Below are 24,961 nucleotides of genomic sequence, written 5' to 3' on the forward strand. Positions count from 1 at the left end.
TGGTCTCCGGGGCATTCGGTCGGGTGGGCGATACTGGGTTCGAACCAGTGACCTCTTCGGTGTGAACGAAGCGCTCTCCCACTGAGCTAATCGCCCGGCGCACCGCAAACATTACCGCATGTCAGCGGGTGCCCAGGACCACTTTTCGGTCACTGGTCGATCTTCCACGGCATGACGAGGCCGAACTTCCAGAGGTAGACGCCGCAAAGCACCGCGATGATGACGAGACCGATCGTGGTGAGGATGATGTTGCGCCGTCGGACCTTGGGGTCGAGCGCCCGCTGAGCCGCCTCGGTGACCTTGCGCTTGGTCCAGCGCAGCACCAGCTGGGCCCAGACGAACTCGGTCGCCCAGATCGCCATGCCGCCGAAGATGACGACCCAGCCGGGCCCGGGCAGCACCAGCATGGAGACGCCGGCGGCGACGACGGCGAGGCCGACGACGAAGACGCCGACCTGCCAGCTCACATGCAGTGGTCTGGATCGTTTGATGAAGTGCGGCGCCCTGGAGCCGAGCGCCGGTTCCTCCTTCGCGGCCTCCAGGACCGGCTGCGCCGCTCCCTCCGTCACGTCCCCCGTAGTGGGGCGGGCCGCCGTCGCCGCGGCGACCTCGTCCCGCTCGTCACTCTGCGCGTTCATGACTCCAAACCTACCGGACGGGACTCCGTCACCGGAATGGCCGAATAACGCAAAGTAATGCACCGCCGTACGAGCGACCTGAAGGATCCCAAAACGGTCAGAGGGGTTTACAACGGCACCCCAGGTGGCATGTCGATTTCGCCGACGTGCGAATCCCCGAGCGCACACTGAGCGAAAGGCCCTGGCGCTTATGAACACCACGGTCAGCTGCGAGCTGCACCTGCGCCTCGTTGTATCGAGCGAGTCATCACTGCCTGTACCCGCGGGCCTGCGGTATGACACGGCCGATCCTTATGCCGTGCACGCCACCTTCCACACCGGAGCCGAAGAGACGGTCGAATGGGTATTCGCCCGCGACCTTCTCGCCGAGGGCCTGCACAGGCCCACCGGAACGGGCGACGTACGCGTCTGGCCGTCACGCAGCCATGGCCAGGGCGTCGTCTGCATCGCACTGAGCTCCCCGGAAGGCGAAGCCCTGCTCGAGGCCCCGGCGCGGGCCCTGGAATCGTTCCTCAAGCGGACGGACGCCGCGGTGCCGCCGGGCACCGAGCATCGGCACTTCGATCTCGACACGGAGCTGTCGCACATTCTGGCCGAGAACTGAGCCCAGTCCGGCCGGCGAAAAGCCGCACGGCGCCGTCCATCTCGGGGAGACGGCGCCGCGCGGACAACCACATACGGCGAACAACGGCGCCGTCGTCGCGGAATCCACCGCGGCGACGGCGCCGGTGCGCCTCGGCACGAACCGCTAGAGTCAGCGCAATTCGGCGGGCACCGGCCCGCATCCGGCCAGGGAGCGAATTTCGTGCTGATCCCCCACGACACCCGTAGCGCCCTCGACACCGTCGTCGACCTGATGAACACCGCACCGGAGAGCGGCCAGGACGACAAACTGACGGACGTCGAAGCGCTCTACGACTTCGTACGGATGCACATGGTCAGTGGCGTGGGGGAACTGACTCAGCGGGATCTCAAGGCGGTGCACGGCATCCGCACGCTGTTCGCGGAGGTGTTCGCGGCGTCCGACAGCAGGACCGCCGCGGAGACGATCAACCGACTGGTGGCGGCGGCAGGCACGACCCCGCAGCTCACCGACCACGACGGGCACGACTGGCATGTGCACTACTTCGCACCGGGCGCCTCGGTGGCGGACCATCTCGCGGCGGACTGCGGAATGGCGCTGGCGTTCATCGTCGTCGCGGGCGAGCAGGAGCGGCTGCGGCGCTGTGAGGCGCCGGACTGCGGGCGCGCGTTCGTGGACCTGTCGCGCAACCGGTCACGCCGCTACTGCGACAGCCGCACATGCGGCAATCGTCTCCATGTGGCCGCGTACCGGGCCCGCCGCAGGGAGGCCGCGGGCTGAGGGCCGCTCCGGCTCGGCCGAGGCCGCGGGCTCGGAGCGGGCAGCGCGCCATCGCGGTCCTCACAGCCAGAAGAGGTCGTGCACGGCCGCCATGAGTAACAGGACGCCGATCACCCCGAGGAAGATCATCAGGGGCGGCTGGGAGAGCGCGAAGAGGCATCCGCGCGGCTCCTGGGTCGGTGCGGGGGGACGTCCCCGCGAGGTATCGAGCATCTCGGGGTGATGATGACGCAGGCCGGCCGTTGATGATCGACCAACACGCCTCGTGGGCTGGGTTGTTCATCACATCCCGTGGCGCGGCCCGCTCGGGGCAGGAGCGGGGGGGCGTCAGATGCCGTGCTTCTTGAGGATCGCCTCGATGTCGCTGAAGTCGTCGGCCGGGGACGCCTTCGGCCGGGCGGCCTCGGGTGCTTCGGACGCCGGGGCGGAACGGCCCAGCGAGGGCCGGGACGCGGCAGGTTCGACGGTGTCGCGGCCGGCGGCCGCAGCGGCGGCCTTGCGTTCTTTGCGGGTGCCGCCCGCTCGGCGGCGTTCGACGGCCCTGGTCGTCATGAACAGCAGCCATGCGCCGCCGAGGAGGCCGAAGCCGACCCAGGCGGTCGGGCTGAAGGCCGTGCCGACGGCCCACTCGACGGCTCCGGTCATCACCAGGCCGACGGGTACCAGTGAGTAGGCAGCGATGCGCGCCGCGGCGAGGAAGCGCCGGCGGTACGCCGTGATCGCGGCGATGCCCAGGCCCGCCGCGGACACCGCGGAACAAATGGTCTCGGCAAGCATCCGGTCCTCCAGGCGTAGGGCGGCTCGAGCGGTTGCGTCCCTTCCATCCTGCACCGCCGAGTGTGTCCTGGGCCACGGTCGGAGGCGGGCGTGGTCACATCTGGGTGAGATCTCCGGGGTGGCCTCCTACCCAGGTCCCGGTTGGGGCGGCGGGCACCGGACTGGGAGACTGGCGCCATGAGCGACTCCTCGACCGGCTCCCCCGTCGTCCTCGACGTCTGGTGCGAGCTCCAGTGCACCGACTGCCGCAGCGCCCTGGAGGACCTGCGGGCCCTTCGTGCCCACTACGGCGACCGGCTGGAACTGCGGCTGCGGCACTTCCCCCTCGACAAGCACAAGCATGCGTTCGCCGCCGCGCAGGCTGCGGAGGAGGCCGCGGCGCAGGGCCAGGCATGGCCGTATGCGGAGGCGGTGCTGGCGCGCACCGAGGAACTGGCCGCGCGGGGCGAGCCCTTCCTGCTGGAGGTCGCGCGCGAACTGGGCCTGGACGCCGAGGAGTTCGACACCGCTCTGATCGACGGCCGGCACATCCTGATCGTCGATGCCGACCAGGCCGAGGGGAAGGCGATCGGCGTGACCGGCACGCCGACGTATGTCATCGGCGGGGAGCGTCTCGACGGCGGCAGGAGCCAGGAAGGCCTGCGGGCGCGCATCGAGGAGATCGCCGACCGGCTGCTGGGCGGGGAGTGACCCGGGTAGGGCAGGTCACAGGAGCCGCTTGACGAAGTTGCGGTGGGTGGTGCGGTAGCCGAGGGACTCGTAGAGGGTGCGGGCCGGGTCGTTGCCCTCGAAGACGTGCAGCGCGATCAGCCCTTGACCGGCCTCTGCCGCGATCCGCTCGGCGAGCACCATCAGAGCCCGTCCGTGGCCCCGGCGCCGGTGGGCCTCGGCAACTTCGACGTCCAACACGTACGCCCCCTCCTCGCCGGGGCGCACCTCACGCTCGGAGACCCAGACGTGGCCGACCGCGGTGCCGCCGGCGAGCAAGCTGTGGATGTGGGCGCCCCGGGTCGCGCGGCCGTCCGGGAGGAGGCGGGCATGGACGGCCCCCGAGCGGGCGAGGGCTTCGTCCTCGGGCATTTGGCGGGAGATCCAGTCGCCTGCGAAGTGCCGCACCGCGTGGGAACGCCAGCGGTCGAACTCCGCCTCGGTCATGGGGCGGCCCTCGACCCCCGCGGGCAGTGAAGGCGGCGGCATGGCCACCTCCTTGATCATGTTGCGGCCTCGTTCGGTGTAGCCGAGGGCGGTCGCCATGCGCAGCGCGGGCCCGTCGTCGGCGGGGACGGCCGCGCGCACCTCGGTGCAGTTCCAGCCCCGCAGCACTTCCTCGGCCGCGAGGGCGGCGACGGTGCCGCGGCCCCGTCGGCGGTCGGCTTCGTCGATGCGCAGCGACCGTATGTAGCCGACGGGCAGGCCGGCGCCGGGGTCGGTGGCGAGCTCGACGGCGCCGACGGGTCGTCCGTTCACGCAGACGTCGTAGGTTCGGGAGGTGGCGCCCGACTCGTCGCGCTGGATCGGCCCGGTGGGCCGCAGAGTTGTGGTCATCGAGGTGTTCCTACCTGGCCCGCGGCCGTCCGACACCCGGTTTTCCTCCCGATCCCCGGTGTGTCAGAGGGACTTCGGGTCCGGGTCGGCCGCAGCGCGCTCCTCGAAGGCGCGCATCGACTTCGTGGTCACCGGACCCGGCGCCTCGCCGATGCCGCGGCCGTCGATGCGTACGACGGCCTGGACGTCGCGGAGCGTGGAGGTCAGGAAGATCTCCTCGGCGCGGTCGAGGACGTCGAAGGGCAGGTCCGTCTCCTTGGCGCCCGTCCATTCGACGGTCAGTGCGCGGGTGACGCCCGCGAGGCAGCCGGAGGCCAGGGGCGGGGTGTGCAGTTCGCCGTCGAGGACGACGAAGACGTTCGAGCCGGTGCCTTCGCAGAGCTGTCCGACGGTGTTGGCGAACAGGGCCTCGGAGGCGCCCTCCCGGTGTGCCCTGGCGAGCGCGACGACGTTCTCCGCGTAGGAGGTGGTCTTCAGGCCGGTCAGCGCGCCGCGTTCGTTGCGGGTCCAGGGAACCGTGACGACCGACGTGCTGTCGGGGCGGCGGACGGTCTCCCCGACGGCGACGACCAGGGTCGGACCGTCGGTTCCCCGGTCGGAGCCGAGGGGCGAGAGCCCTCCGGTGTAGGTGATGCGCAGCCGGCCGAGCGGCATCGGGTTCGCGGCCAGCACGGCGGCGCAGGCGTGGCGGACTTCGTCGAGGTCGGGTTCGGGCAGCCCGAGACCGTCGGCGGAACGGACGAGGCGTTCCAGATGGCGGGTGAGGGCGAAGGGCCGGCCGTGGACCGCCTTCACGGTCTCGAAGATGCCGTCGCCCACGGTCATGCCGTGGTCGAACACGGACACCCGGGCGTCCTCGACCTCCGAGAGCGCGCCGTTTACCCAAACCTTCATCGAGCTGTCCTTCCGATTGCCGCGTACGCGCCCGACGCTACCGCCAGCAGCCGGGATGCCTTCAGTTCTGTCTCGGCCCATTCGCGCTCCGGATCGGAGCCCCAGGTGATGCCCGCACCGGTGCCGAATCGCAGCACGTTCTCCGAGCGGTCGATCCAGAAGGTACGTATGCCGACGGCGAGCTCGGCCGTGCCCCGGTCGGCGTCCACCCAGCCGATGCCGCCGCAGTACGGTCCACGCGGTGTGGTCTCCAGCGCCGCGATGATCTTCAGCGCGCTGGACTTGGGGGCGCCGGTGACCGAACCGGGCGGGAAGGTGGCCGTGAGCAGTTCGCCCCAGCCCGCTTCCGGCGCCAGCTCGCCACGGACCGTCGAGACCAGGTGCACGAGTCCTGGGTGGGGCTCGACCGCGCAGAGGGCGGGCACGGTGACGCTGCCGGTGGCGCAGACCCGCCCCAGGTCGTTGCGGACCAGGTCCACGATCATGACGTTCTCCGCGTGGTCCTTCTCCAGGAGATCGTCGGCGGTGCGGCCCGTCCCCTTGATGGGGCCGGACTCGACGGTGCGTCCGGCGCGCCGCAGATACAGCTCGGGCGAGGCGGTCGCGATCTCCACACCGTGCGCGGGCAGCCGGACCGTTCCCGCGTACGGAGCCGGGTTGCCGAGCGCCAGCCGAGCGGTCAGCTCGTCGACGTCCGCCGAGTCGGGTTCGGGCAACGGGGCGGACAGCACCCGGCACAGGTTGGCCTGATAGACGTCGCCGGCGGCAATGTGTTCCCGGACACGCCGCACTCCGGCGGTGTAGGCGGCACGGTCCAGTGACGAGGTCCACTCCTCGGCCGCGGGTCCCCGCCAACGTCCCGGGACGGGCTCGGGAACCGGCTCGCTGCGGACGTCGCCGAAGCGGCCGCAGGTCAGACGGCCTTCGAAGTCGGCCACCACGGCCCAGAAGCCGGTGGAGTCGAGGGCCGCGGGGTCGCTGGTGACGTCCCTGAGGTCGGTGGCGACGAGGGAGCCGAAGCGGGCCAGAGGAGCGAGGTCGTGCACGTCTGCGAGTGTATGACCGGCACGGATGCGGTGCGGAAGGGTGGCCGGTGAGGCGCCGGTGAGCTGCCGCGACGTGAACACACGGCGGCAAGCTGCACAAACGCGTTTTTGTACTGGCCCAGGAATCCGCTAGAGTTCAACACGTCGCCGGGCCGCGCAAGCGGAACGGAAACGACAAGCGGACGTGGCTCAGTTGGTAGAGCATCACCTTGCCAAGGTGAGGGTCGCGAGTTCGAATCTCGTCGTCCGCTCGAGAAAGTGGGGGATCTTCCCGACCCCCGCACTCCGGGTGGAGTGGCCGAGAGGCGAGGCAACGGCCTGCAAAGCCGTCTACACGGGTTCAAATCCCGTCTCCACCTCCAAGGACGATTAGCTCAGCGGGAGAGCGCTTCCCTGACACGGAAGAGGTCACTGGTTCAATCCCAGTATCGTCCACTGGGTCCGCGAGGATCCGAGCGCGATTAGCTCAGCGGGAGAGCGCTTCCCTGACACGGAAGAGGTCACTGGTTCAATCCCAGTATCGCGCACGCAGTACGCAGTAACAGGCAGTAACGCAGGTCGCTCGTCGTCCTGCCGGCTCTGCGCGATTAGCTCAGCGGGAGAGCGCTTCCCTGACACGGAAGAGGTCACTGGTTCAATCCCAGTATCGCGCACCAGCCGAAGCCCCCGGCCGTCGAGACGGCCGGGGGCTTCGTCATGCTCCCCTGCTCAGGAGGAGAAGAGCATCCGGCCGAAGCTGCGCTGACGGTGGTGCCCGTGGTGGCCGCCGTGGTGCGGCGCGCCCCAGGCCGGCGCCGCCGGAGCGGGAGCAGCGGGGTAGGCCTGCGGCGCGGGCGGAGCCTGCTGGGCCCACTGCGACTCCAGGCGGGTCAGCGCCTCCAGCTCGCCGTAGTCGAGGAATATGCCCCGGCAGCCGCTGCACTGCTCGATCTGGACGCTGTTGCGGTTGTACGTGTGCATCGCCGCATGGCACTTGGGACACTGCATCGTCTACTCAGCTCCTCGCCGTTCGCTCGACGTCGCCCGGATGCATGCCCGGCGACGGGACCTTCACCCTATGACGGAGTCTCGAACTCCAACTCGGGTGGCTGTGTCCCGATTCGGGTACAGGCTTCGAGCACCGCCCGTTCGACCTCGTCCGGTTGACGCCCCTCCGCGGCCGACTTCGCCAGGGCGAGCGCCGCCGTCTGGACGGTCAGCGCCTTGGCGGGCACGTCGAGTTGGGGCCAGGGGTCGTCGGCGCGGGTCACCGCGGGGCCGTTGGCGGCCGTGTACGCGCCGAGGAACCGCTGCCAGATCTCCGGCGGCAGCAGGCCCGCCGCGAACCAGGCCGCGGGGCGGGCGAGATCCCATGCCGGATCGCCCAGACCGAGGTCGTCGACGTCTATCAGCAGCCAGGGGCCGTCGGGCGTGGGATGGCGCACGAGCTGGCCGAGATGGAGATCGCCGTGGCAGAGGGCGCTTCGGCGCACACGGCCATGGGCCGGGGGTGGTGACTGGCCGCGGGCCCAGGCGGGCAGACGTGCCCAGGCGCGACGGACGTCGGGGGCGGCCGGATGGTCCGCGGCGGCCGCCTCCAGGCGGGCCATGGCGGCAGCGGCCTTCGCCGGGCCGCGCATCGGCGGGAGCGGGCCGGGAAGGCCGGTGAGCCCTGCGGGCGCAATGCGATGCAGGCGGGCCAGGAGCACGGCCGCGTCCTCCCAGGGCGCTGCGTCCGGGTCTCCGGGGTCGACGGGGGCGCCGTAGGGCCAGGCGGAGACCGGGCGGGCCTGCGCGGGGCCGTCCGGCGGGTGCGGGAGCGGCGGCAGGAGGACGCCCGCCAGCGCCGGGTGCGCGGCCACGGCGAGACGGGTTCGGTGGGCGACCGGGTCGGTCCCGGGGGCGTGAGCCTTGGCGACGGCGGAGCCGTGGCGTACCACGGTGCCGTCCGGGCGGTTTGCGAGCGTCTCCCCGTCCCGGGCACTGAGGGCGCCGCAGGCCTGGCAGGGGCCGCCGCCGGGGGTGGACAGGTGGGCGGCGTCGCGGGCGACGGCGGCGAGTGCGCGGACGACTGAGGCGGTCACGTCGTGGAGCGTATCCGGGGGCGTGGCGCGGCTTGCGGCAAGGGCGTGAACCCGGTCCGCCGCCCGTCCGAGGGCAAACGCGCGATGGCCGGTCAGCTCCCCAGCTGACCGGCCAAACGCTGCCGTCCGCCGCACCCCCGTCCCCACGGGGCTGTTGGCCGGATGTCCCCGACCCGGACCGCTCTTCCGGGCCCGGGGCGCCGTTCAGCGCCCCAGCATCACGCCCACGGACGACGCCTGTGTGACCACTGCCTCCCAGCCGCCGAAGACGACCACGAGCAGTGCCGCGAGGGGAAGGACCATGGCCGTCGCCACCAGCGGGTGGCGCGTGCCGGACCGGCGGCCGCCGAACGCGGCGGATGCCTTGCGCCCCTGCGTGCGGATCATCGTCCGCGATGCCGTGTCCGCCATGGTCCTTCTCCTGTCATAGTTGGCAGCGGCGGGTGTCTGACCTCGGGGGACGAGTGCTGCACCCGCCGCTTGACATCAACACTAGGGAAACGGCGGGGCCCCGACGTCATGCCCTCGTACCGATTGCCTGGCCTCCCGGAGGATGAGCCGTCACCCCCCGACGTACTCCCCTGGGTGGAGACGCCGCTCCGGTTCCCGGGGTCTTCCCGGAGGGGGCCCGTTCAGTCGGTGGTGTCGTCGCGCGGGACGGGCTGCTCGACCAGGGCCAACACCCGGGTCGCCATGAAACGGGCCGTGCGGACGACAGAGCCGGAGCGAGTGACTTCGCTCACTTCGACCACTCCTCTGCGCACCGCGGTCTCGACCCTGCGGCCCGCCCGGCTTGCCACCACCTCGTATGTGCGAGTCGTGTCTCCCGCGTCAACGACTATTTCCACGCGGTCACCCTTCATCGATCCAATCCCCCTTCTGCGACTGACCGTTGAGATCTCGCACGGGTCAAAGGAGAGGGATCCGCCCTCCGCTGACCACTCCTCAAGTGTCCCAGCAGGCACTGACAATCGATCCGGCCGGGAGGGCGCGGCCTATGAGCACACCGGCGCGGGGGTACGTAAGCTGTGCCACGTCACAAGCGACGACCGGGCAGCGGGGTGGGGCCTCCCCACCGTAGGTAGGGGACGGACATGGCGATGATGCGGCTCCGGCGCGAGGACCCGCGTGTCGTCGGCTCGTTCAGGCTTCACCGGCGGCTCGGCGCGGGCGGCATGGGTGTCGTGTATCTGGGGTCCGACCGGCGGGGGCAGCGGGTCGCGCTGAAGGTGATCCGGCCGGATCTGGCGGAGGACCAGGAGTTCCGGTCCAGGTTCGCCCGCGAGGTGTCTGCGGCGCGGCGTATCCGTGGCGGCTGCACTGCCCGGCTGGTGGCCGCGGACCTGGAGGCGGACCGCCCGTGGTTCGCGACCCAGTACGTACCGGGGCCGTCGCTGCACGACAAGGTGGTGGAGGACGGTCCGCTGCGGGCCGCCGACGTGGCCGCGGTCGGTGCCGCGCTGTCGGAGGGGCTGGTGGCCGTTCACGAGGCGGGCGTTGTGCACCGTGATCTGAAGCCGTCGAACATCCTGCTGTCCCCCAAGGGCCCGCGGATCATCGACTTCGGCATCGCCTGGGCGACCGGCGCGAGCACGCTCACGCATGTGGGCACGGCCGTGGGTTCGCCCGGTTTCCTCGCGCCGGAGCAGGTGCGTGGCGCGGTGGTGACGCCCGCGACCGATGTGTTCTCGCTGGGCGCGACGCTGGCGTACGCGGCGATGGGCGACTCGCCGTTCGGGCACGGCAGTTCCGAGGTGATGCTGTACCGGGTGGTGCACGAGGAGCCGCAGCTGCACGGCGTGCACGACGCGCTGGCGCCACTGGTGTCGGCGTGCCTGGCCAAGGACCCGGAGGAGCGGCCCAGCACGCTGCAACTGTCCATGCGGCTCAAGGAGATCGCGGCAAGGGAGGCGCAGGGCGTCCATGACGCCCGGCCGCCGGCGCAGCGGGAACACGAGCGCGAGCGGGTCGAGCTGAACCGGCCGACCGCGCGCTACCCGGAGCGTACGGCCCGGACGGACCGCACCGAGCGCATGGAGCGGCGTACGGGCGGCTCGTCACGGCCGCAGGCGCCCGCGCGTACCGGGGGTGGGTCCCGGCCGTCACAGCCGCGCCGTACGAACGGGCGGCAGGGCGGCACCCGGCCCGGTGTGCGAACGACGTCGACCGGTCGGCGGCCGGCCAATCCGCGGCTGCTGCGTCAGCGGATCACCGTGTTCTTCGTGGTGACGCTGATCGTGGCACTGGGAATCGCGGCGGCGCAGAAGCTGTAGCGGCTATTCGGGCCGGCCGGTGGCGACCGCGTAGAAGGCGACGGCGGCCGCGGCACCCACATTGAGCGAGTCGACGCCGTGCGCCATCGGGATGCGCACCCATTCGTCGGCGGCCATGAGCGCCTTGGTGGACAGCCCGTCGCCCTCCGCCCCGAGCATGAGTGCCACGCGGTCCAGGCGGTGCGGGGCGGCCTCGTCGATCGAGGAGGCCTTCTCGTCGGGAGTGAGGGCGAGGAGCCTGAAGCCGGCTTCGCGGACCGTTTCCAGGCCCTTCGGCCAGGTGTCGAGGCGTGCGTAAGGGACGGAGAACACCGCCCCCATGGAGACCTTGACGGAGCGGCGGTAGAGAGGGTCGGCGCAGTCCGGGGAGAGCAGGACGGCGTCCATGCCGAGGGCCGCGGCGCTGCGGAAGATGGCGCCGATGTTGGTGTGATCGTTGACCGACTCCATGACGACGACCCGGCGTGCCGTGCCGAGCAGGTCGCCGGCGTCCGGCAGTGGCTCGCGCTGCATGGAGGCGAGGGCCCCGCGGTGGACGTGGTAGCCGGTGACGCGTTCGGCGAGGGCCGGGTCGACCGCGTACACGGGCGCCGGGACCTCGTCGATGACGTCGCGCATGACGTCGACCCACTTGGCGGAGAGCAGCATGGAGCGCATCTCGTAACCGGCCTGCCGGGCACGGCGGATGACTTTCTCGCCCTCGGCGATGAACAGGCCCTCCGCCGGTTCGCGGCGGCGGCGCAGTTCCACGTCGGTCAGGCCCGTGTAGTCGTGCAGACGCGGGTCGTCGGGGTCCTCGATGGTGATGAGATCGGCCACAGGGGTGATACTGCCTTCTTGGATGTGCCGTGCCAACGGTTCCCGCAAGACGGGGTTACCGGTGGTTACTTGTGCGGGCCGACGGTGACGACGTCGCCGATGACGATGACGGCCGGCGGGCGTACGTCCTGTGCTTTCACGGTCTCCGCGACGGTCGCAAGGGTGGCGTCCACCCTGCGCTGCGCAGCGGTCGTTCCCTCCTGGACGAGGGCGAGCGGGGTGTCGGGCGCCTTGCCGTGCGCGACGAGGGCCTGTGCGATGGCGCCGATCTTGTCGACGCCCATCAGGATCACCAGCGTGCCGCGCAGACGGGCGAGGGACTTCCAGTCCACCAGCGAACGCGGGTCGTCGGGGGCCACATGGCCGCTGACCACGGTGAACTCGTGCGCGACACCACGGTGGGTGACCGGGATGCCGGCCGCGGACGGGACCGAGATGGAGCTGGAGATGCCGGGCACGACGGTGCACGGGATGCCTGCCTCGGCGAGCGCCTGGGCCTCCTCCATGCCACGGCCGAAGACGTACGGGTCGCCGCCCTTCAGCCGGACGACGGCCTTGCCGGCCTTGGCGTGCTCGATGAGCGCGTTGTTGATGGCCTCCTGCGCCATGAACCGCCCGTAGGGGATCTTCGCGGCGTCGATGACCTCGACGTGCGGCGGGAGTTCGTCCAGGAGGTCGCGCGGGCCGAGCCGGTCGGCGATGACGACGTCCGCCTCCGCGAGCAGTCGGCGGCCGCGGACGGTGATCAGGTCGGGGTCGCCGGGGCCGCCGCCGACGAGGGCGACGAACGGTGCGCGGCTGCGGTGGTGGGGCGCGGCGAGGGTGCCGTCGCGCAGGCCCTCGACGATCGCGTCGCGCACGGCCGCGGAGCGGCGGGGGTCGCGCCCGGTCAGGACGGCGACGGTCACCCCGTCGCTGCGGCCGGTGGCCGGGGTCCAGGCGGTGGCGGCGTCGGCGTCGTCGCTGCGTACGCACCAGGTCTTGGTGCGCTCGGCCTCCTCGGAGGCGCGGTTGTTGGCGTCGGGGTCACTGGTGGCGACGAGGGCGTACCAGGCGTCGGCGATGTCGCCGTCCTGGTAGCGGCGGCGGGTCCAGGTGATCTCGCCGGACTCGGCCATGGCCTCGACGGAGGGCGTTGCGGACGGGGAGATCAGAGTGACGTCGGCACCGGCCGCGACGAGGGCGGGCAGCCGGCGCTGGGCGACCTGCCCGCCGCCGATGACGACGACGCGGCGCCCGGCGAGTCGGAGGCCGACGGGGTAGGCGGGGTGCTCGGCGGGCGGGACGTGCTCGGCCATGGCAGTGCGGCTCCTCGGGCGGGTGGTGCGGGAGGCGGGGCCGCTGCGGCGGTGAAGCGGCTGGTGGGGACGGGTGAGGGGGTCCTGGCGACCACGATACGGCCCCGCCGTGGGAACCGTCGGTGGCCGTTGCGGAACGGTTGCTTCCGGGGCCTGTGCCCCGCGCCCCCGGTACGGAGCCGACCGGGGGCGCGGGGCGGGCTACTTCTCGGTGACGCCGGCCGAGTCGAACGTCGCCACCTCGTGCATGGCCCGGGCCGCGCTCTGGACCAGCGGGAGCGCCAGCAGGGCGCCTGTGCCTTCGCCGAGGCGGAGGTCCAGGTCGACCAGGGGGCGCAGGCCCAGCTTGTTCAGCGCCGCGACATGGCCGGGTTCGGCACTGCGGTGACCCGCGATGCAGGCGGCCAGCGCCTCGGGGGCGATGGCGCGGGCGACCAGGGCCGCGGCACCTGTGCTGACACCGTCGAGGATGACCGGTGTCCGCAGGGAAGCGCCGCCGAGGATCAGGCCGACCAGCGCACAGTGCTCCAGGCCGCCGACGGCCGACAGCGCGCCGATCGGGTCCGCCGGGTCGGGCTGGTGGAGCTCGAGGGCCCGGCGGACGACGTCGACCTTCCGGGCGTGCATCTCATCGTTGATGCCGGTGCCGCGGCCGGTGATCTCCGACGGGTCGGCACCGGTGTAGACGGCGATAAGGGCGGCGGAGGTGGTGGTGTTGGCGATGCCCATCTCACCGGTCAGAAGCGCCTTGTTGCCTGCGGCCACCAGGTCGCGGGCGGTCTCGATGCCGACCTCGATCGCCGAGAGGACCTCCTCGCGGGTCAGGGCCGGCCCCGTGGTGAAGTCGGCCGTACCCGGGCGGACCTTGCGCGGCAGCAGACCCGGGGTGGCGGGCAGGTCGGAGGCCACACCGACGTCGATGACGCACACCTCGGCGCCGACCTGGTTGGCGAAGGCGTTGCAGACCGCTCCCCCGCCGAGGAAGTTGGCGACCATCTGGCCGGTGACCTCCTGGGGCCAGGCCGTGACGCCCTGGGCGTGCACTCCGTGGTCGCCCGCGAAGATCGCGACGGCCGCGGGCTCCGGGATCGGCGGCGGGCACATCCGCGACAGCCCGCTCAGCTGCGCGGAGATGATCTCCAGCATGCCGAGCGCGCCGGAGGGCTTGGTCATCCGCTTCTGGCGTTCCCACGCCTCGCCGAGCGCCTTCGCGTCGAGCGGACGGATGTTGGTGACGGTCTCCTGCAGCAGGTCGTGCGGCTGCTCGCCGGGCAGGGCCCTGCGGCCGTAGGTCTCCTCATGGACCACCCAGGACAGTGGGCGGCGCTTGGACCAGCCCGCCTGCATCAGCTCGGGCTCCTCCGGGAACTCGTCGACGTACCCGACGCAGAGGTACGCGACGACCTCGAGGTGCTCCGGCAGGCCGAGCGTACGGACCATCTCGCGCTCGTCGAAGAAGGAGACCCAGCCGACGCCGAGGCCTTCGGCGCGGGCGGCGAGCCACAGGTTCTCGACGGCCAGGGCCGAGGAGTAGGGCGCCATCTGCGGCTGGGTGTGCCGGCCGAGGGTGTGGCGGCCGCCGCGGGTGGGATCGGCGGTGACGACGATGTTCACCGGGGTGTCGAGGATGGCCTCGATCTTCAGTTCCTTGAACTGCTTGGCCCGGGCCTTGGGGAGCGACTTGGCGTACGCCTCGCGCTGGCGCTGGGCCAGTTCGTGCATCGTGCGCCGGGTCTCCGCTGAGCGGATGACGACGAAGTCCCACGGCTGGGAGTGGCCGACGCTGGGCGCGTGGTGCGCCGCTTCGAGGACACGGAGCAGGACCTCGTGCGGGATGGGGTCGCTGCGGAAGCCGTTGCGGATGTCGCGTCGTTCGCGCATGACCCGCAGGACGGCCTCACGCTCGGCGTCGCCGTAGCCGGGCGCGGGGGCCGCCGGGGCGGCGGCGGGGTGGGTCTCGGGCGACTCGGCCTCGCCGGGGCCGCCCGTGGCGGGGGCCGTCTGCGCGTCGGCGGCGCCGGGCCGGGAGGCGTCCGTGGGGCCGCCGGGCTCTGCGGCACCGGCCTCCTCATCGCCGGGAGCAGTGCCGAGCTGCGTCACTTCGGCCCCCCGGACATCCAGGGGCTGCGCGTCGGCCGGCGCGGGGTCGGCCGTTCCGGCGGCCTCCGGTTCTGGCGCCGGGGCCGAGGAAGCCCGGCCCTCGGGCGACTGCACGTCGACGGGGGCGGTGGAGACCGGCCCGTCCGCCGACGCACCGGGATCTGTGGCCTCGGCCGACTCGCCGGCGGAGGGCTGCACCTCGGGCGAGCCCGAATCTGCCTCGCCGGCAGCGGCCGGCTCAGCCGTCGGCCGGGCCTCGGGTGACTGCTCGTCCACCGGAGCAGCGGTGGGCGCCTGTTCGTCCACCGGACCGGCCGTGGACGCGATGACGGGCTCGGCGGCCTCCGCCGCCGGAACGGCCGCAGGCTGCGCCTCGGGCGAAGCCACGTCCACCGCGCCGGCGGCGCCGGGCTCTGCCGTCGGCCGGGCTTCGGGCGACGGCACCTCGACAGGCCCGGCGGCGGACTGCACGTCGACCGAAACCACGTCTCCCGGGCCCGCGGCGACGGGCTCTGCCGTCGGCCGGGCTTCGGGCGACTGCGCGTCGACAGAACCCGCGGCGGGCCCGGCCTGAACGACCGGGGACGCAGGTGCCTCGGCTGCCGCGGGCACGACGGCCGGCTCCGCGGCGTGCGCCTCGGGGGCTGCCGGCGTCAACGCCGGGCCCTCCGCCTGGTGGTTCGCGGTGTCGCCCTCCAGGGCGGTGGCGCCTTCGGTGGGCGCACCGGGGACGACCTGAGCGGCCGCCACCTCCGTGGCGCCCCCGTCCGGCGCCTGGCCCGTCTCGGGCGCCACGGCCGCCGGAGCGGGTGCGGTCCCGGGGGCGGTCGCCTCCGGCTCTCCAGCGGCAGCCGGAGCGGGCGGATGCTGCTCCGTGCCGCCGTCCCGTGGTGCGGGCACGGTGGCCTCGGTGTTCGCCGGGACGGTCGGGACGACCGTTTCTGCCGGGGCCGCGGGCTGCTCCTGGGGCGGCTGGGGGTCCCAGGGTGCGCCGGCCTGCGGCGGGATCTCGCCCAGCTGCGGCCCCGGCAGTTCGGGGGCCGGCTCCTCACGGGGCACGTCGAGGTACTCGACGCCGGTCGTGGTGGCCGGCTGCGCCGGAGTCGTACGGACGACCATCGGGTGCGGCGGCGTACCGGCCGGCCCGCGGTCGGCGAGTGAGCGGACCACGCCGCTCGAGGTGTCGGGCACGGGCGGACCCATGTGGAGCGGGCGGCGCGAGGGCGGCGGCGTCGGCATGGCGGACGTCGCGGCGGCCGATGTGCGTACGGCTCCGAGGTCGACGGCCCCTGAGTCGCGGCCGCCCGCCTCGTGGGCTCCGGGCTCATGGACCCCGGGCTCGGCGACGGCGGCCTGCGCGCCTTCCGGCGCCACGCCCGGAACGACCGACATGGTCCCCTGCACCTGCGCCAACGGCTCCTGAGCCGCCACCTCCTGTGCCTGGACCTCGTGGAACTGCGGCTCCGGGACGGCCACCGGGGTGACCTCGACGAACTCGGGCGCAGCCGGCGCGACGAACCCGGCCGGCGGCTGCTCGGCACCGTGGACGACCGGGGCGGCCTGGTAGTCCTGCGCCGGGTAGCCGGCCGTGCCGTAGTCCGGCTGGTACTCGCCGCTCTGGTGCTGCGGCGCCTGAACGGACGCAGGCGCGGCCGCGTACTGCTCAGTCACGGGCGCCGCCTGCTGGGGCTCGCTCCACGCCCCCTGGGCGCCCGGCATCAGCAGGAGGTCGTCCTCTTCGGAGCTGTTCTCGGAGGTGTCGAGGTAGGTGTACGCGCCAGGAGCGGGGACGCCCGGCTGCTCCACCATGCCTGCGTTCTCCGGCAGCCCCTCGCCCGGGATCTGGCCGGTGTCAGTCATGCGCGTACCCCTCGCCCATCGGTTGCTCCTTCGCCCTTCGCCCGGGACGTCCGACAGCGGCACACCTGACGCCCGTGAACAAGAACGAGCGTGTGCGCCGCGCGGCACGATTGACCCACGGACCAAAGCATTGTCGCGGTCGTTCGCCACCACGGCAGCAAGATCCGCCGTGGTCCGCTGTGGGCTGCGCCACGTCGCGCGACCCCCCGGGTACCGACGTACCACATACGGGAACCAAAGCGGCTCCCTTTTCCGGACATTGACGAACGAAGCGACGAACGCCCGACTGCGGTACGACGATCGGCCAGCCTACCCCGGACCGTCCGTCGCGGGTGGCCGGGGGCGCGGGTCGGGCTGCCGACCGCAGAGCAGGAAGACCACTGAGCGCTCCCGCTCCGACCAGTCGGAGGTGTCCAATTCGACGGACTGGAGGAGGGCGCATTCGACGGTGTACCCGCCGGCCGCGAGGGCCGCGCCGATGGCCTCCGCCTCGTCGCGTGTGGAGGCATGGGTGACGATGCGCTGGGGCCGGCGGTCGGCGACGGCCGTGACGACTTGCACTCCCCCGCCGCCGATGCGTACGACGTCGGGTTCGGGCAGCCGTTCGAGGACGTGCGGCGCGCGCCCGTGCACCACTTGGAGCTGGACGCCGAGGCGCCGCGCCGCCGCCTCGCTGCGGCGGCAGGCGTCGGGGTCGTTGTCCACGGCGATGACGGCGGCGCCGAAGCTTCCCGCCTCCGCGGCCAGTGCGCCGCTGCCGCAGCCGATGTCCCAGACGAGGTCGCCGGTGCGGGGACCGAGCCGGGCCAGTTGGGCGGCCCGCAGCCCGGCGAACTCCCCCTCACCGCGTGCCGGTGCGTCGGCGGGCGGCAGCGCCCAGCCGCGCTCGGCCGGGGGGTAGCCCGGATCCCGGCCGGCGATCCAGCCGCCGGTCCCGGTGAGGGAGGCCGTGCCGCCGGTGCCGCCGATGACGATGACGACATTGGGGTCGCGCCACATGTGGTCGGCGACCTTGTCGGAGGTGAGGACGGTGACCTGCTCGCGGGCGGTGCCCAACTCCTCGCAGATGACGAAGGTGCGATGGATGCCGTCGAGCAGCAGCGCCAGTTCGGCAGGGCCGGCGCCCGGCGAGGTGAGAACCGCGACCTTGGTATGGGCCCGGCACACATTGACGGCGCGGCGCAGGGTACGGCGGTGTGCGACGACGATCTGGGCGTCGTCCCAGGGCATGCCCGCCCTGGCGAAGGCGGTGGCCACGGAGGAGACGGCGGGCACGACCTCCACCTCGAGGCCGTACTCGGGCGCCCGCAGGGTGCGCACGACGCCGAAGAGGCCCGGGTCGCCGTCGGCGAGGACGACGGCGCTGCCGCGGTGCTGGGCGATCCGCCTGGCGGCGAGGCCGACGCTGCCGAGCCGGATGCGTTCGGCGCGCGGCGGGACCTCGGGCAGTGCCAGGTGGTGGGCGGCGCCGGCCACCAGAGTGGCGGCGGAGAGGGCGGACCTGGCCGCGTGCGTGAGCGGCGAACCGTCCCAGCCGATCACCGTCACCCGGTCGGCCATCGTCGTCAGTCTCCGTCGGTTGTCGCAGGTCGGGGCAGTTCCGCGGGTACGCGTCGCACCGTGAGCGTACCTGGCCGCCGGGCCCGTCGGCGGAGGGGAGGGGCGCCGCGCCGCTGAAAGGGATCAGTTCCAGTCGGTGAAGGAGCGGTAGCCGGCTTCCGCCATGCGGTCCATCTCCATGTCCTCGGGCAGCAGGCTCCAGACAATGAGGTCGGTGCGGATGTCCGTCCAGCCGCCGTCCTGTGTCTGGGTGCGTGCTATCCAGGCGTTTCGCAGGACGCCTTCACTGATGCAGCCGATCTTCTGCGCCACCTGTTGGGACGCCGTGTTGTCGGCGGCGGTGCGCATTTCCAACCGTTCGAACTTCTGATTGCGGAAGAGCCACTGGGCGACGGCGAGGACGGACTCGGTCGCGTATCCCTCGCCGCGCGCCCAGGGGGCCGTGACGTAGGAGACCTCGGTGGACAACGTCCGCCAGTTGGTGTTCTGCAGGTGGACGATGCCGACAAGCCGCTGGGTGAGGAACTCGGTGACGGCGAGGACGATGCCGCGGCCCTCCGTCCGTTCAGCAGGAGCGATCCTGCGCACCCACTCCTCGGAGTCCGCCGCCGTGTAGGGGTGAGGTACGGAGGTCCAGGCAGTGACCATTTCGTCGTTCATCATCTCGGTGTGGGCCGCGATGTCGGCGTCCTCGTAGGGGCGCAGCACCAACCGCTCCGTGCTGATGGACACGTCCGGGAAGGTGGTAGTCATGCGCAGCTCCATGCCGAAGACTGTCGATAAATGGTCAAAGCCGTTGGGTTGTCGTAGCCGTGAAGGCACAGCATGCAACATCGGGTGCGGGCTGCACATGGCAGGGTGCGGTACGACACGGCCCCGCGCACCTTCGTAGGTGCGCGGGGCCTGCGTCAAGTGAGGCCGCCCGGGCCCTACTTGGCAGCGCCGAAGGCGGGGACGACGGAACCTGTGTACTTGTCCTCGATGAACTTCTTCACCTCGGGCGATCCCAGAAGCTTCGCCAGCTTCTGCACGCGGGCGTCGTCCTCGTTGCCCTCCTTGACGGCGAGGAAGTTGGCGTACGGGTTGCCTTCTGCCTTCTCCAGGACCAGGGAGTCCGCGGCGGGCTTGAGGTCGGCCTCGATGGCGTAGTTGCCGTTGATGACGGCGGCGTCGACGTCGTTCAGGGCGCGGGGCAGCGTCGCGGCCTCGAGCTCCTTGAACTTCAGGCCCTTGGCGTCGGCGATGTCGGAGAGCTTGGCGTCGGCGCCGACACCGTCCTTGAGGGTGATCAGGCCGTTGTCGGCGAGCAGTTGGAGCGCGCGGCCTTCGTTGGTGGTGTCGTTGGGGACGGCGACGGTCTGGCCGGCCTTGATGTCCTTGATCTCCTTGGCCTTCTTGGAGTAGAGGCCGAGGGGCTCGAGGTGCACATTGACGACCGGGACGATGGTCGTCCCGTTCTTCTTGTTGAAGTCGTCGAGGTACGGCTTGTGCTGGAAGAAGTTGGCGTCGACCTGGCCCTGCTGGGTGGCGGTGTTCGGCAGGACGTAGTCGGTGAACTCCTTGACCTCCAGCTCGAGGCCGGCGTTCTTCGCCAGGTGGTCCTTGACGTAGTTCAGGATGTCGGCGTGCGGCGTCGGCGAGGCGGCGACGACGAGGGCCTTGGACTCGTCGGCCTTGGAGCCGGAGTCGGCCCGGGCTCCCGGGTCGGAGGCCGTGCCGCAGGCGGTGAGGCCGAGGGCGAGGGCGGCGGTGGCGGCAGCAGCCGCGGTGAGCTTGATGTTCCTACGCACGAAGAGTGCCTCTTTCTGGTGGTGGTACGTCGCCCGGACAAGGAGTGCGGGCCGTGTGGGGAGGAGGTTCGGGGTTCAGCCCGCGGCGCGTCCGCGGCGGGCGAGGAGCCTTACGACGCCGTCGCCCAGGAGCTGCACGATCGTCACGAGGGCGATCAGGATCACGACCGTGACGAGCATGAACTGGGTCTCGAAGCGCTGGAATCCGTAGGTGACGGCCTTGGATCCGAGGCCTTCGCCGCCGACGGCTCCGGCCATCGCCGAGTAGCCGACGAGCACGATCACGGTGGTGGTGACGGCGGCGACGAGCGACGGCAGGGCCTGCGGGAGCAGCACCTTGCGCACGATGGTGGGGACGGAGCCGCCCATCGACTGGACCGCTTCGACGAGTCCGTGGTCGACCTCGCGGATCGCGGTCTCGACGAGACGGGCGAAGAAGGGGATGGCGCCGACGGCGAGGGGCACGATCATCGCGGTCGGGCCGATGAAGGTGCCGACGACCAGGGTGGTGAACGGGATCAGCGCGATCAGCAGGATGATGAACGGCAGCGAGCGGCCGATGTTCACGATCACGCCGACGACCTTGTTCACCGGCGTGTTCTGCAGCAGTCCTCCCTTGTCGGTGAGGACGAGCAGCACACCGAGCGGCAGTCCGCCGGCGACGGTGACGAGGGTGGACCACAGCACCATGTACAGGGTGTCGAGGGTGCCCTGGCTCAGCAGGGGCTGCATCTCGGACCAGGTCACTTCGCGACCTCCTCGACCGGCGCGGGGCCGTTCTGCGCCGGGACGGACGCGACTGCGGTGCCGATGACGTCGACCTGGAGTCCCTGTTCGCGCAGGAAGCCGACCGGGACGACGTTCTCCTCGTAACGGCCGGGGAGTTCGATCCGCATCCGGCCGATCTGGCGACCGCCGATGGTGTCCATGGCGGCGCCGAGGATCGATATGTCGATGTTGTATGTGCGCGACAGCTGGGAGATGACCGGCTGCGTGGCGGCCTCGCCGTGGAAGGTGACGTCGATGACGGTCCGGTCGGCCCCCGAGGCGTCGCCGCTCACCGGGAACAGCTCGTGGGCGAGCTCGGAGCCGGGGGTCGCGAGCAGTTCGCTCACCGTTCCGGATTCGATGATCTTCCCCTTCCTCATCAGGGCGGCTGAGTCGCAGATCGTCTTGACGACGTCCATCTCGTGCGTGATCAGCAGGACCGTGAGGCCCAGTTGGCGGTTGAGGTCGCGCAGCAGCTGGAGGATCGACCGGGTGGTCTCGGGATCGAGGGCGCTGGTCGCCTCGTCGGACAGCAGCACCTTCGGGTCGCCGGCGAGCGCACGGGCGATGCCGACGCGCTGCTTCTGGCCGCCGGAGAGCTGCCCGGGGTAGGACTTGGCCTTGTCGGCCAGGCCGACGAGGTCGAGGAGTTCCAGGGCCTTGCGGGAGCGCTGGGCACCCGGAACACCGAGGATCTCCAAGGGCAGTTCGACGTTGTCCTTGACGGTGCGCGAGGACAGCAGGTTGAAGTGCTGGAAGACCATGCCGATGCGGCTGCGTGCCTCCCGCAGTTCCCTGGAGGCGCGGCGGCCGCGGCCGGCCAGCGCGGTGAGATCCTCGCCGGCGACGGTCACGGCGCCGGAGGTGGGGCGCTCGAGGAGGTTGACGCAGCGGATCAGCGAGGACTTGCCCGCGCCGCTCTGGCCGATGACTCCGAAGACCTCGCCTTCACGGACGTGCAGATCGACGCCGTCCAGAGCGGTGACCTCTCGGCCGCCTCGCGACTGGTAGACCTTGGTAAGGCCCGTAGTGGTGATCACAGGGGTTTCCGTCACTGTCGAGTGCACGGCGAGGTGTCCGCCGGGCACGGGGCATTTCGGTTCCGACGCGGCACGGCTTGATTCGGCTGGTGGCCGGGGCGACGCGTGCGCGGGGCAGGCTCGGTCCGAGGCGTTCCTGATTTCAGGGGACGGTCGGACACGGCGCGGCTGTCGGTCTCGCTTCGGGGCGCGAGGCAGGCAGGGACCCTCAGAAGGCGCACATTCGACACATACAACGAGCACCGGGCGTCATGGTCGCCTCGGTCGCAAGGGTGCGGCTGCTCGTCGTGGTCATGGCTGCAAGTAAAACAGACAGGCCCTTGACCGGACCGGGCCTGTCCGCATAGCGGACAATCGAGTTGTGCTATGTGGACGGATCACTCTGCCGCGGTGATCTCGATGCCCTCGGCCGTGACCTGGACGGACACCGCGCCGAGGTCGGGAACCACGACGTCGGCGGCGAGTTCGGACCGGCCGTGGGTTGTGGTCAATGCCACGGTGCGCATTCCGGCGGCGCGTCCGGCCGCGAGCCCTGCGGGGGCGTCCTCGAAGACGACGCAGCGGGTAGGGTCGACGCCGAGCCGGCGCGCCGCGAGCAGAAACGGCTCGGGGTCGGGCTTGCCCCGGGTGATGTCGTCGGCGGCCACCATCATCTTGGGCCGTACGCCGACCTCGCCGAGCCGGGCCTCCGCCAGCCGCCGGGTGGCGGAGGTGACCACGGCCCACCGCTCGGGCGGCAGCTGCGCCAGCAGACGGAGCGTGCCGGGAAGCGCCACCACTCCCCCGGCCACGTCCTCCACCTCGAGGTGCTCGATGCGGGCTACGGCCTCGGGAACGACGTGCGCGGGCAGCAGGTCGGCGGCTATCTCCGCGGCAGGGCGGCCGTGCAACTCGACGCGGCCGAAGTCGTCGGCGGTGATGCCGTACTCACCGGCCCATCTGGTCCAGCAGCGGTTCACCGACTCCAGGGAGGAGACGAGGGTTCCGTCGTTGTCGAACAGCAGGGCTTCGGCGTGCAGCTTCATGGTCCCGACCCTAGGCATTCGGTCCTGCTCGCCTTGCGCCGGGGCCGCGCGCATCGCGGCCTTTGGCCCGTAATACCCTCGGGCCCATGCTTGACGCCCTGACGGTCGCGGTCGGTGTGGCCGCGCTCGCCCTCGCCGCATGGTGCGGCCTCGCCGCCTTTCGGGACCAGCCCACGAAGGACTGGCACTTCATCGGCATGGCCGTGGTGACGCTTCTGGCGGCGGCGCAGATGGTCGTCGGCATCGTGCAGCTGGTGCGCGGCGAGGAGGCCGAGCAGGGCACCGCGATCTTCCTGTCGTATCTGATCGGCTCGGCCCTCGCGGTGCCGGCGGCCGGGTTCCTGTCGCTGGCGGAGCGGACCCGCTGGGGGTCCGCGACGGTCGCGGCCGGCGCGATCGTGCTGGCCGTCCTCGAGGTACGGCTCCATGACATCTGGGGAGGCTGACGATGGCCGAGACCGCTGCGGGGACGAAGCGGACGAAGCTCGTCAAGGGCCCGGGGCTGCTGCTGGTCTGGCTCTACGGCGTGATGTCCGTCGGCGCCGTTTCCCGGTCCGTCTACCAGATCCTCACCGACTTCGGCAGCGCACCGCTCGCGCATGTGCTCTCGGCCGTCGCGGCCGTCGTGTACGCGTTCATCACCTACACGCTGGTGCGGGGCGGGGAGACGGCCCGCAAGGCGGCGCTGGTGTGCTGCGCCGCCGAGCTTGCGGGCGTCGTGATCGTCGGGACATGGACGGTGCTGGAGCCTTCGGCGTTCCCGGACTCGACGGTGTGGTCCGCGTACGGGAAGGGCTACATCTTCATCCCGGTGCTGCTGCCGGTAACCGGCATGCTCTGGCTGCGGCGCTCGCGGTCGTCCTGATTCCCGGGTCTCGCGGTCGTCCTGATTCCCGGGTGCGGGAACAACGGTCGCTCAGGCGCTGGCGACGTACGAGCCGGCGGCGGACTCCTTCTCCAGCGTGACCAGCGTCAGACGGGGGCCCACCTCCTCGCGGGAGACGGGGACATAGCCGCGGCTGCGGTACAGCCGCAGATTGCTCTCGCTGCGGTGACCGGTGAAGAGCTGGAACCGCTTGGCGGCCGGGTCGCCTTCGAAGCGCTGCTCGATCGCGTCGAGCAGCCGGCCGCCCAGGCCGTGCCGCTGCATCCGTGGATGGACGATCAGCTTGGCGATACGGGCCGTCCCGGTGTCGTCCACCCTGGCCCGCACGGAGGCGACGACCTCGTCTCCGAGCCTGGCCACGAGCGCGGGGCCCTGGGTGAGTTCGGCCTGGAGGTCGGCCAGCGACTGGGTAAGCGGCTCGATCCCGTAGTCGCCGTAGAGCTCGGCCTCGGTCTGATAGCACAGATACTGCAGCTTGAGGATGTGCTCCGCGTCGGTCTCCGCCGCCGCCGAGATGGTCACGCTCATGCCCATGTGCGCACGCCTCCCGCTCACCTGCCACCGCCGGTTGTCTACCGCTCCTTTCCCCGATGTTCAGGAGCTGCAACCTCTGCCGCCAGCATTCTGCGCAGACATCCCAGGCAACGGGAACGCATCGGCCCCAGACTTCCTTGTGAGATACCCAACGTCCCTGCGATTTCCCGGTAGGTGGGATCGTGTGGCGACAACATCTCAGTCAGCAGACGGGGGCAGTTCCCAGGAGTGCGGGCGACGGCTGCCCGCAGGGCGCGGCGGCGCTCGTTCCTGAGCGCGGCGCGTTCCGGGCCGCCGGTGGTGTCCGCGGAGGGGTCGTGGCGATACCGGAGTTCGCGGGAGGCGGTCCGGCGGGCGCGGCGTGCCTCCGCCCGCACGGCGGTCCTGACCCAGCGCGCGGCGTCGGGTGGCGGCCCGTCGCCGCCGAGCTGTTCCAGGAGCCGTACCCACACCGCCTGTTCGAGGTCGCCGGCTTCGATCGCGGCGGCGGGCGCTTCCGCCGTCGCCTCCGCACTCACCAGTGCCTGGAGAGCGCCGACGACGTGGCCGGAGGTGGCTGTTTCTCGGTATGGGGTCATGCCGGGCGGGACGGCCCCTGACCTGCTTCCGGTTGCCCGGCCCGGGCGCCATCACCCGTACGGGGTTCGCGTACAGGCCACGCACCGGTGCCCGCGGCGGGACA

General features: G+C 71.6%; 27 protein-coding genes and 6 tRNA genes. 11 read left to right on the forward strand and 22 right to left on the reverse strand.

The window, feature by feature from the left end; translation table 11 throughout:
* Positions 1–24 precede the first annotated feature (24 nt).
* Positions 25–96 (reverse strand) — tRNA-Val (locus tag IE198_RS09230).
* A gap of 53 nt (positions 97–149) precedes the next feature.
* A complete protein-coding gene (locus IE198_RS09235; protein ID WP_189884656.1) occupies positions 150–638 on the reverse strand; it encodes a TIGR02611 family protein in 489 nt (162 codons plus the stop codon).
* 190 nt (positions 639–828) lie between these two features.
* Between IE198_RS09235 and IE198_RS09240 the strand changes: the two genes are divergently transcribed.
* Positions 829–1,242 (forward strand): SsgA family sporulation/cell division regulator, encoded by a 414-nt coding sequence (locus IE198_RS09240; RefSeq protein ID WP_003987206.1) that lies wholly within the window; start codon positions 829–831, stop codon positions 1,240–1,242.
* A gap of 201 nt (positions 1,243–1,443) precedes the next feature.
* Positions 1,444–2,001: a CGNR zinc finger domain-containing protein gene (locus IE198_RS09245; protein WP_189884658.1), complete on the forward strand. Its 558-nt coding sequence runs from the start codon at positions 1,444–1,446 to the stop codon at positions 1,999–2,001.
* Between the two features lie 60 nt (positions 2,002–2,061).
* Here the strand turns inward: IE198_RS09245 and IE198_RS09250 are convergent, their stop codons facing one another.
* Entirely contained in the window at positions 2,062–2,214 is a 153-nt protein-coding gene (locus IE198_RS09250) for a hypothetical protein (protein ID WP_189884660.1), read from the reverse strand.
* 114 nt (positions 2,215–2,328) lie between these two features.
* On the reverse strand, positions 2,329–2,778 hold the full coding sequence (locus IE198_RS09255; protein ID WP_189884662.1) for a hypothetical protein: 450 nt from the start codon (positions 2,776–2,778) through the stop codon (positions 2,329–2,331).
* Positions 2,779–2,955: 177 nt separating this feature from the next.
* Between IE198_RS09255 and IE198_RS09260 the strand changes: the two genes are divergently transcribed.
* Complete coding sequence (locus IE198_RS09260) at positions 2,956–3,468, forward strand: DsbA family protein (RefSeq protein WP_189884664.1); 513 nt, start codon at positions 2,956–2,958, stop codon at positions 3,466–3,468.
* A gap of 15 nt (positions 3,469–3,483) precedes the next feature.
* Here IE198_RS09260 and IE198_RS09265 read toward each other — a convergent pair whose 3' ends face one another.
* The 3 genes from IE198_RS09265 to IE198_RS09275 all read right to left on the reverse strand — a co-directional run bounded on the left by IE198_RS09265 (position 3,484) and on the right by IE198_RS09275 (position 6,263).
* On the reverse strand, positions 3,484–4,323 hold the full coding sequence (locus IE198_RS09265) for a GNAT family N-acetyltransferase (protein ID WP_189884666.1): 840 nt from the start codon (positions 4,321–4,323) through the stop codon (positions 3,484–3,486).
* 63 nt (positions 4,324–4,386) lie between these two features.
* Positions 4,387–5,217, reverse strand: a complete 831-nt coding sequence (locus IE198_RS09270; protein WP_189884668.1) for an aminotransferase class IV — start codon at positions 5,215–5,217, stop codon at positions 4,387–4,389.
* The gene (locus tag IE198_RS09275) at positions 5,214–6,263 is read right to left on the reverse strand and encodes a chorismate-binding protein (protein ID WP_189884670.1); all 1,050 of its coding nucleotides are present in this window, start codon (positions 6,261–6,263) and stop codon (positions 5,214–5,216) included. Before IE198_RS09275 ends, IE198_RS09270 begins: the two co-directional genes overlap by 4 nt.
* A gap of 178 nt (positions 6,264–6,441) precedes the next feature.
* On the opposite strand from IE198_RS09275, the gene IE198_RS09280 reads away from it, so the two are divergent.
* From IE198_RS09280 to IE198_RS09300, 5 genes are all read left to right on the forward strand, one after another.
* Positions 6,442–6,514 (forward strand) — tRNA-Gly (locus IE198_RS09280).
* Positions 6,515–6,551: 37 nt separating this feature from the next.
* Positions 6,552–6,625: transfer RNA gene (locus tag IE198_RS09285), tRNA-Cys, on the forward strand.
* A 1-nt stretch (position 6,626) separates the two neighbouring features.
* Positions 6,627–6,698: transfer RNA gene (locus tag IE198_RS09290), tRNA-Val, on the forward strand.
* 20 nt (positions 6,699–6,718) lie between these two features.
* Positions 6,719–6,790 (forward strand) — tRNA-Val (locus tag IE198_RS09295).
* Between the two features lie 54 nt (positions 6,791–6,844).
* Positions 6,845–6,919, forward strand: a tRNA-Val gene (locus tag IE198_RS09300).
* A gap of 52 nt (positions 6,920–6,971) precedes the next feature.
* Here IE198_RS09300 and IE198_RS09305 read toward each other — a convergent pair.
* The 4 genes from IE198_RS09305 to IE198_RS09320 all read right to left on the reverse strand — a co-directional run bounded on the left by IE198_RS09305 (position 6,972) and on the right by IE198_RS09320 (position 9,189).
* Positions 6,972–7,250, reverse strand: a complete 279-nt coding sequence (locus IE198_RS09305; protein WP_100106251.1) for a TFIIB-type zinc ribbon-containing protein — start codon at positions 7,248–7,250, stop codon at positions 6,972–6,974.
* 68 nt (positions 7,251–7,318) lie between these two features.
* On the reverse strand, positions 7,319–8,326 hold the full coding sequence (locus tag IE198_RS09310) for an aminoglycoside phosphotransferase family protein (RefSeq protein WP_189884672.1): 1,008 nt from the start codon (positions 8,324–8,326) through the stop codon (positions 7,319–7,321).
* Between the two features lie 204 nt (positions 8,327–8,530).
* A complete protein-coding gene (locus tag IE198_RS09315; RefSeq protein ID WP_189884674.1) occupies positions 8,531–8,737 on the reverse strand; it encodes a hypothetical protein in 207 nt (68 codons plus the stop codon).
* 221 nt (positions 8,738–8,958) lie between these two features.
* Complete coding sequence (locus IE198_RS09320) at positions 8,959–9,189, reverse strand: DUF8836 family protein (RefSeq protein ID WP_100106253.1); 231 nt, start codon at positions 9,187–9,189, stop codon at positions 8,959–8,961.
* Between the two features lie 231 nt (positions 9,190–9,420).
* Here IE198_RS09320 and IE198_RS09325 point away from each other — a divergent pair, with 231 nt between their 5' ends.
* A complete protein-coding gene (locus IE198_RS09325; RefSeq protein WP_189884676.1) occupies positions 9,421–10,599 on the forward strand; it encodes a serine/threonine-protein kinase in 1,179 nt (392 codons plus the stop codon).
* A 3-nt stretch (positions 10,600–10,602) separates the two neighbouring features.
* Here IE198_RS09325 and IE198_RS09330 read toward each other — a convergent pair whose 3' ends face one another.
* The 9 genes from IE198_RS09330 to IE198_RS09370 all read right to left on the reverse strand — a co-directional run bounded on the left by IE198_RS09330 (position 10,603) and on the right by IE198_RS09370 (position 22,859).
* The gene (locus tag IE198_RS09330; protein WP_189884678.1) at positions 10,603–11,418 is read right to left on the reverse strand and encodes a TrmH family RNA methyltransferase; all 816 of its coding nucleotides are present in this window, start codon (positions 11,416–11,418) and stop codon (positions 10,603–10,605) included.
* Between the two features lie 65 nt (positions 11,419–11,483).
* Positions 11,484–12,716 carry a uroporphyrinogen-III C-methyltransferase gene (gene cobA, locus IE198_RS09335; RefSeq protein ID WP_189884680.1) on the reverse strand — a complete coding sequence of 411 codons (1,233 nt, stop codon included), beginning with the start codon at positions 12,714–12,716 and terminating at the stop codon, positions 11,484–11,486.
* 201 nt (positions 12,717–12,917) lie between these two features.
* Complete coding sequence (cobT, locus tag IE198_RS09340; RefSeq protein WP_189884681.1) at positions 12,918–16,676, reverse strand: nicotinate-nucleotide--dimethylbenzimidazole phosphoribosyltransferase; 3,759 nt, start codon at positions 16,674–16,676, stop codon at positions 12,918–12,920.
* A gap of 309 nt (positions 16,677–16,985) precedes the next feature.
* Positions 16,986–18,236: a precorrin-6y C5,15-methyltransferase (decarboxylating) subunit CbiE gene (gene cbiE, locus IE198_RS09345; RefSeq protein ID WP_189884684.1), complete on the reverse strand. Its 1,251-nt coding sequence runs from the start codon at positions 18,234–18,236 to the stop codon at positions 16,986–16,988.
* Positions 18,237–18,359: 123 nt separating this feature from the next.
* Positions 18,360–19,001, reverse strand: coding sequence for a GNAT family N-acetyltransferase (locus IE198_RS09350; RefSeq protein WP_189884686.1), 642 nt, complete (start codon positions 18,999–19,001; stop codon positions 18,360–18,362).
* Positions 19,002–19,165: 164 nt separating this feature from the next.
* Complete coding sequence (locus IE198_RS09355; RefSeq protein ID WP_189884688.1) at positions 19,166–20,026, reverse strand: MetQ/NlpA family ABC transporter substrate-binding protein; 861 nt, start codon at positions 20,024–20,026, stop codon at positions 19,166–19,168.
* Positions 20,027–20,101: 75 nt separating this feature from the next.
* Positions 20,102–20,773: a methionine ABC transporter permease gene (locus tag IE198_RS09360; RefSeq protein ID WP_189884690.1), complete on the reverse strand. Its 672-nt coding sequence runs from the start codon at positions 20,771–20,773 to the stop codon at positions 20,102–20,104.
* Positions 20,770–21,834, reverse strand: a complete 1,065-nt coding sequence (locus IE198_RS09365; RefSeq protein ID WP_189884691.1) for a methionine ABC transporter ATP-binding protein — start codon at positions 21,832–21,834, stop codon at positions 20,770–20,772. The genes IE198_RS09360 and IE198_RS09365 overlap by 4 nt, the downstream gene beginning before the upstream one ends.
* Before the next feature lie 377 nt (positions 21,835–22,211).
* On the reverse strand, positions 22,212–22,859 hold the full coding sequence (locus tag IE198_RS09370) for an HAD-IA family hydrolase (protein WP_189884694.1): 648 nt from the start codon (positions 22,857–22,859) through the stop codon (positions 22,212–22,214).
* Positions 22,860–22,945: 86 nt separating this feature from the next.
* Here IE198_RS09370 and IE198_RS09375 point away from each other — a divergent pair, with 86 nt between their 5' ends.
* Positions 22,946–23,305, forward strand: coding sequence for a hypothetical protein (locus IE198_RS09375; RefSeq protein ID WP_189884696.1), 360 nt, complete (start codon positions 22,946–22,948; stop codon positions 23,303–23,305).
* A 2-nt stretch (positions 23,306–23,307) separates the two neighbouring features.
* A complete protein-coding gene (locus IE198_RS09380) occupies positions 23,308–23,724 on the forward strand; it encodes a hypothetical protein (RefSeq protein WP_189884698.1) in 417 nt (138 codons plus the stop codon).
* A 51-nt stretch (positions 23,725–23,775) separates the two neighbouring features.
* Here IE198_RS09380 and IE198_RS09385 read toward each other — a convergent pair whose 3' ends face one another.
* Both IE198_RS09385 and IE198_RS09390 read right to left on the reverse strand, forming a co-directional pair.
* Positions 23,776–24,279: a GNAT family N-acetyltransferase gene (locus tag IE198_RS09385; protein ID WP_189884700.1), complete on the reverse strand. Its 504-nt coding sequence runs from the start codon at positions 24,277–24,279 to the stop codon at positions 23,776–23,778.
* Positions 24,280–24,317: 38 nt separating this feature from the next.
* On the reverse strand, positions 24,318–24,857 hold the full coding sequence (locus IE198_RS09390; protein ID WP_189884702.1) for a sigma-70 family RNA polymerase sigma factor: 540 nt from the start codon (positions 24,855–24,857) through the stop codon (positions 24,318–24,320).
* Between the last annotated feature and the right edge of the window lie 104 nt (positions 24,858–24,961).

Source organism: Streptomyces xantholiticus, assembly GCF_014651015.1.
Classification (GTDB): domain Bacteria; phylum Actinomycetota; class Actinomycetes; order Streptomycetales; family Streptomycetaceae; genus Streptomyces; species Streptomyces xantholiticus.

Coding starts and splice junctions, on each gene's coding strand:
- IE198_RS09235 (WP_189884656.1), bottom strand. CDS start 638: ATGAACGCGCAGAGTGACGAGCGGGACGAGGTCGCCGCGGCGACGGCG.
- IE198_RS09240 (WP_003987206.1), top strand. CDS start 829: ATGAACACCACGGTCAGCTGCGAGCTGCACCTGCGCCTCGTTGTATCG.
- IE198_RS09250 (WP_189884660.1), bottom strand. CDS start 2,214: ATGCTCGATACCTCGCGGGGACGTCCCCCCGCACCGACCCAGGAGCCG.
- IE198_RS09255 (WP_189884662.1), bottom strand. CDS start 2,778: ATGCTTGCCGAGACCATTTGTTCCGCGGTGTCCGCGGCGGGCCTGGGC.
- IE198_RS09260 (WP_189884664.1), top strand. CDS start 2,956: ATGAGCGACTCCTCGACCGGCTCCCCCGTCGTCCTCGACGTCTGGTGC.
- IE198_RS09265 (WP_189884666.1), bottom strand. CDS start 4,323: ATGACCACAACTCTGCGGCCCACCGGGCCGATCCAGCGCGACGAGTCG.
- IE198_RS09270 (WP_189884668.1), bottom strand. CDS start 5,217: ATGAAGGTTTGGGTAAACGGCGCGCTCTCGGAGGTCGAGGACGCCCGG.
- IE198_RS09305 (WP_100106251.1), bottom strand. CDS start 7,250: ATGCAGTGTCCCAAGTGCCATGCGGCGATGCACACGTACAACCGCAAC.
- IE198_RS09315 (WP_189884674.1), bottom strand. CDS start 8,737: ATGGCGGACACGGCATCGCGGACGATGATCCGCACGCAGGGGCGCAAG.
- IE198_RS09320 (WP_100106253.1), bottom strand. CDS start 9,189: ATGAAGGGTGACCGCGTGGAAATAGTCGTTGACGCGGGAGACACGACT.
- IE198_RS09325 (WP_189884676.1), top strand. CDS start 9,421: ATGGCGATGATGCGGCTCCGGCGCGAGGACCCGCGTGTCGTCGGCTCG.
- cobA (WP_189884680.1), bottom strand. CDS start 12,716: ATGGCCGAGCACGTCCCGCCCGCCGAGCACCCCGCCTACCCCGTCGGC.
- cobT (WP_189884681.1), bottom strand. CDS start 16,676: ATGACTGACACCGGCCAGATCCCGGGCGAGGGGCTGCCGGAGAACGCA.
- cbiE (WP_189884684.1), bottom strand. CDS start 18,236: ATGGCCGACCGGGTGACGGTGATCGGCTGGGACGGTTCGCCGCTCACG.
- IE198_RS09350 (WP_189884686.1), bottom strand. CDS start 19,001: ATGGAGCTGCGCATGACTACCACCTTCCCGGACGTGTCCATCAGCACG.
- IE198_RS09370 (WP_189884694.1), bottom strand. CDS start 22,859: ATGAAGCTGCACGCCGAAGCCCTGCTGTTCGACAACGACGGAACCCTC.
- IE198_RS09375 (WP_189884696.1), top strand. CDS start 22,946: ATGCTTGACGCCCTGACGGTCGCGGTCGGTGTGGCCGCGCTCGCCCTC.
- IE198_RS09380 (WP_189884698.1), top strand. CDS start 23,308: ATGGCCGAGACCGCTGCGGGGACGAAGCGGACGAAGCTCGTCAAGGGC.
- IE198_RS09385 (WP_189884700.1), bottom strand. CDS start 24,279: ATGGGCATGAGCGTGACCATCTCGGCGGCGGCGGAGACCGACGCGGAG.
- IE198_RS09390 (WP_189884702.1), bottom strand. CDS start 24,857: ATGACCCCATACCGAGAAACAGCCACCTCCGGCCACGTCGTCGGCGCT.